Origin of the sequence: Immundisolibacter sp. (genome assembly GCF_041625615.1) — a bacterium.
Taxonomy (GTDB): domain Bacteria; phylum Pseudomonadota; class Gammaproteobacteria; order Immundisolibacterales; family Immundisolibacteraceae; genus Immundisolibacter.
On sequence record NZ_JBFJTF010000188.1, the window covers coordinates 1 to 3,491 of the forward strand.

1 protein-coding gene and 1 pseudogene are annotated in these 3,491 nt (G+C 71.6%); both read right to left on the minus strand.

Annotated features, from left to right (window positions below; all coding sequences use genetic code 11):
* Nucleotides 1-105 precede the first annotated feature (105 nt).
* Complete coding sequence (locus tag ABYX71_RS11155) at nucleotides 106-1,068, minus strand: ABC transporter substrate-binding protein (protein ID WP_372696571.1); 963 nt, start codon at nucleotides 1,066-1,068, stop codon at nucleotides 106-108.
* A 122-nt stretch (nucleotides 1,069-1,190) separates the two neighbouring features.
* Nucleotides 1,191-3,491 (minus strand): annotated as a pseudogene (locus ABYX71_RS11160) (ATP-dependent DNA helicase); the annotation flags it as partial.

Consider the following 3,491-nt stretch of genomic DNA (forward strand, 5'->3'; position numbering starts at 1 on the left):
GCACCACCGGCGCAGGGCGCACTGCCAGCACGCCCAGCGTCAGGTGCTGGGCGCCCTGCGCGACACCGGCGAGCAGCGCCAGCGCCAAAGTCAGGCAGCATCGCATCACGAGCCGTATTCCCCCGCCGGAGGGAGGTAGTCGTCAACGAACAGATGCTTCAGATCGTCAGGGGTGGGCAGCAGTTCGCGTTGCACCATGAGGCGTTCCAGCCGCTCGGCGGCCTGCTCGAAACGTGAGCCCGAACGCAGCGCGTAGTGGTTCCCAGCCAGGTTCGGCAGGATCACCCCGGACAGGGCGCGGCGTACGTCGGCGGCGGTCACGCCCTGGTGCTCGGCGATGCGATAGACGGCATCCTCGCGGTTGCTTTGCAGGTATTCAAGCACTCGAAAATGCGTTTGCGTCAGTAGGTGCAGGGCGCGGTGGCGTTCGGCCAGCCGGTCGCGCCGCACGGCCAGTACGTCGAAAATAGTGTCCGGCATCTGCCGACTGTCGAACAGGGGCTGCGCGCCCTCGGCACGCAACCGCGAGGCGACCGGTTCATAGGTGACGATGGCGTCGACGGCACCGGCGCGCCACGCCGCCACCTGCTCGGCGATGGGCAGGTGGACGTGTTCGATGGCGTCGGGTGACAGGCCCGCCTGGGCCAGTACTTCGCTCAGCACCAGTTCACCGACGGCGGTGTGTTCGTAGCCGATGCGCTTGCCGGACAGGGCGGCGAGCGTGGTAATGCCTTGCCGCACCATGAGCACGTCGCCACCGGCGGAACTGTCCATCACCAGCACCACGCTGAGCGGAACACCGGCGCTTCGCGCCTGCAAAACCTCGTCGAGCGTCAGGGTGGCGGCATCCACCTGCCCAGCCTTCAGCGCCGCCAACGCGTCGAGCGCTGTGTGGCCGTGACGCAAGCGCACCTCCCGCGGCAGCCAGCCCAGGTCCTGGGCCAAGCACAGGGATTCGTAGCCGATCCAAGGGTGGACGGCCACCGTCAGGTGAGTCTGGGGTGCGCAACCGCCAAGCACTACGGCGGACAACAGCCAGAAGAAAAAACAGTGCAGCGTGCGGCGCATGGCGGCTCGGTGGGGTTTTCACGACTTTAACGGTTCGGCGCGCGACACCTTTATATTTTTTTCCGACCCCGGTTGCTCAGGTGTGGTCGGGTGTGCGTGCGCGGCGTGTCAGGCACGTAACCTCAGCCGGCCAGTGCCGGCTGTTCCGGCGCGGTGTCGCGGTGCGCGGCGCGCAGCGCCTCGACCGCCTCCGGCAGCGCGAACTGTTCGCCGGCGAAGCGCTCGACGAAGCGCCCGCCGCGCAGTTCGCCGCGTGCTTCCAGGCGGCGGTAGACGTACAGCAGTTCGCGCCAGGGCGGGGCGCAGTTTTCGTCGTCCAGCGTCGCCCGGAACACCACGCCGTGACGCTGCAGCAGCGTCTGCGCGGCATGCGCCACGGCGCCATCGCGGGTGTCTGCGGCGCCGGCCGGCAGCGCCGGCAACAGCGACCAGCGTCCGGCGGCGCCGACCCCGGACACGCGTGGACGCGGGCCGCGGTGGCGGCGCGGGGCGAAGCTTGGCCGCTGGCTGGCCGGCGCGATCAGCGTGCGCAGGCCGGAAAAGCCGTCCGACGTCACCAGCCCCAGCGCCACCAGTTCCGCCAGCGCCGTTTCCACTTGCGTGCGCAGCAGGCCGGTGGTGGCGACCAGATCGGCAAAGAACGAGGCGCCGAGGCCGCCGAGCGCGTCACGCACGCGCGTGGCGAGGCCGCTTAGCTCGAGGTCCGGCGAGATCGCCGGTGCCAGCTGCCGCCACAGCGCCAGGTGCTCGCGCGGTACCAGCGCGATGGGCGTGCTGCGCACCGGGGTGGTGACCCGTCGTCGTTCGCCGCTGACCCGTGGCGGCAGCAGGCGCAGCCAGGCGACGCGTCCCTGGGCGCACAGCTGGTCCAGCCAGAACGGCTGATAGCCGTGCAGGCGCGCCGGCAGCACCTCGCGTTCCCAGGCGGCGGCCGGCTGCGACAGGCCGGCCAGTTGTTCGATGATGGCGTACAGCGCCTCCGGCCCCTCGCCGGGATCGTCGAGGCCCTGCCAGGCGCGCTGAAAGCGCCGGAAAGCGGCTTCGCTGACCGGCGCGATGGCGCGGCGGCGCCGGTCGAGGCTGTAGCGGTGGATGCGGGCCAGAAGGCCGCGCTCGCACCATTCCTCGTCCGCCGTGCCCGGCGTGTAGCGGCCGCGCAGGACGAAGCCTTCGCTTTCGAGCGCCCGCAGCGCGGCGTCGATGGCCGATGGTGTCAGCGCCAGCGGTGCGCCGACGCGTGCGGCGGTGACCGGTCCGAGCCCCTCGAGGCGGCCGCGCAGCAGCTCGCGCAGCGCCGCTTCGGCCGTGTCCGGGGGCGCGCCGACCGCGGCGATGGGCGGTTCGGCCGGCGCCGCCGGCAACACCGCCCGTGCTTCGGCCAGGCGCTCTGCCGCCACCCACAGCCGGCCATCGAGGCAACAGGCGCGGCTGTCGTCGGCCAGCACCTGCAGCAGGGCCGGCCAGCGCGGTTCGCTGGCTGCCTCGGTCACAGTGAGGAAGCCGAGCAGCAGCAGCGCGTCGTGCAGTTCGTCGGCGTCGCGCGCCTGCGGCCAGGCCTCGCCACGCACGCGGTCGATGGCGTCCTGCTGCAACACGCCGAGCGATGCGCTGGCCGACAGGTCGGCCGGCGCCGGACGCACGGCGAGCGTGCGCCGCTCCTCGGCCGGCACGTCGTCCAGGAAGGCGTACGGCCGGGCGTTCAGGATTTCCTCGGCCAGCGGGGAGGGGGCGGTCAGGTCGCGCGTCAGGATCCGGATGCCGCCCTGCTCGATGCCGCGCAGCACGGCGAGAAACCCATCCACGTCCATCGACTCGGTCAGGCAGTCGGCCAGCGCCTGCCTGACCAGGGGGTGGTCCGGCACCTCGCGCTCGCCGGCGATGTTCTCGGCGCAGGCGATCTGGTCCGGGAACACGGTGGCGATCAGGTCCTGCGCGTCGTTGCGCTGCCACTGTGGCGGCGCGCGCTTGCCCGCCCGCTGGCGCAGGATGGCCAGCGCCGTGGTCGCCACCCAGCGCCAGCGCGCCTCGAACAGCGGCGCGGCGATCACGGCCTGGATCAGCACCTCGCGCGCGGTGGCGGATTTCAGGTACCCGGCCGGCTCGTGCAGCGGAAAGCTGTGCACGGAGCCGAGCGAGATGACGATGCTGTCCTCCAGCGCCGCCGCCTGCAGCTCGAAATTGAAGCGCCGGCAGAACCGCTTGCGCAGCGCCAGTCCCCAGGCCTTGTTGATGCGTGAGCCGAACGGCGCGTGGATGACCAGGTGCTGGTCGCCGGTGTCGTCGAAGAAGCGTTCGAAGATGACGGTGTCCTGCGTCGGCAGCGCGCCGAGCGCGGCGTGCGCGGCGGCCAGGTACTCGATCAGCTGCTGTGCGGCGGATTCCGGCAGCGGCAGGCGCTCCAGCACGCGCTCCCTGGCGTGCCC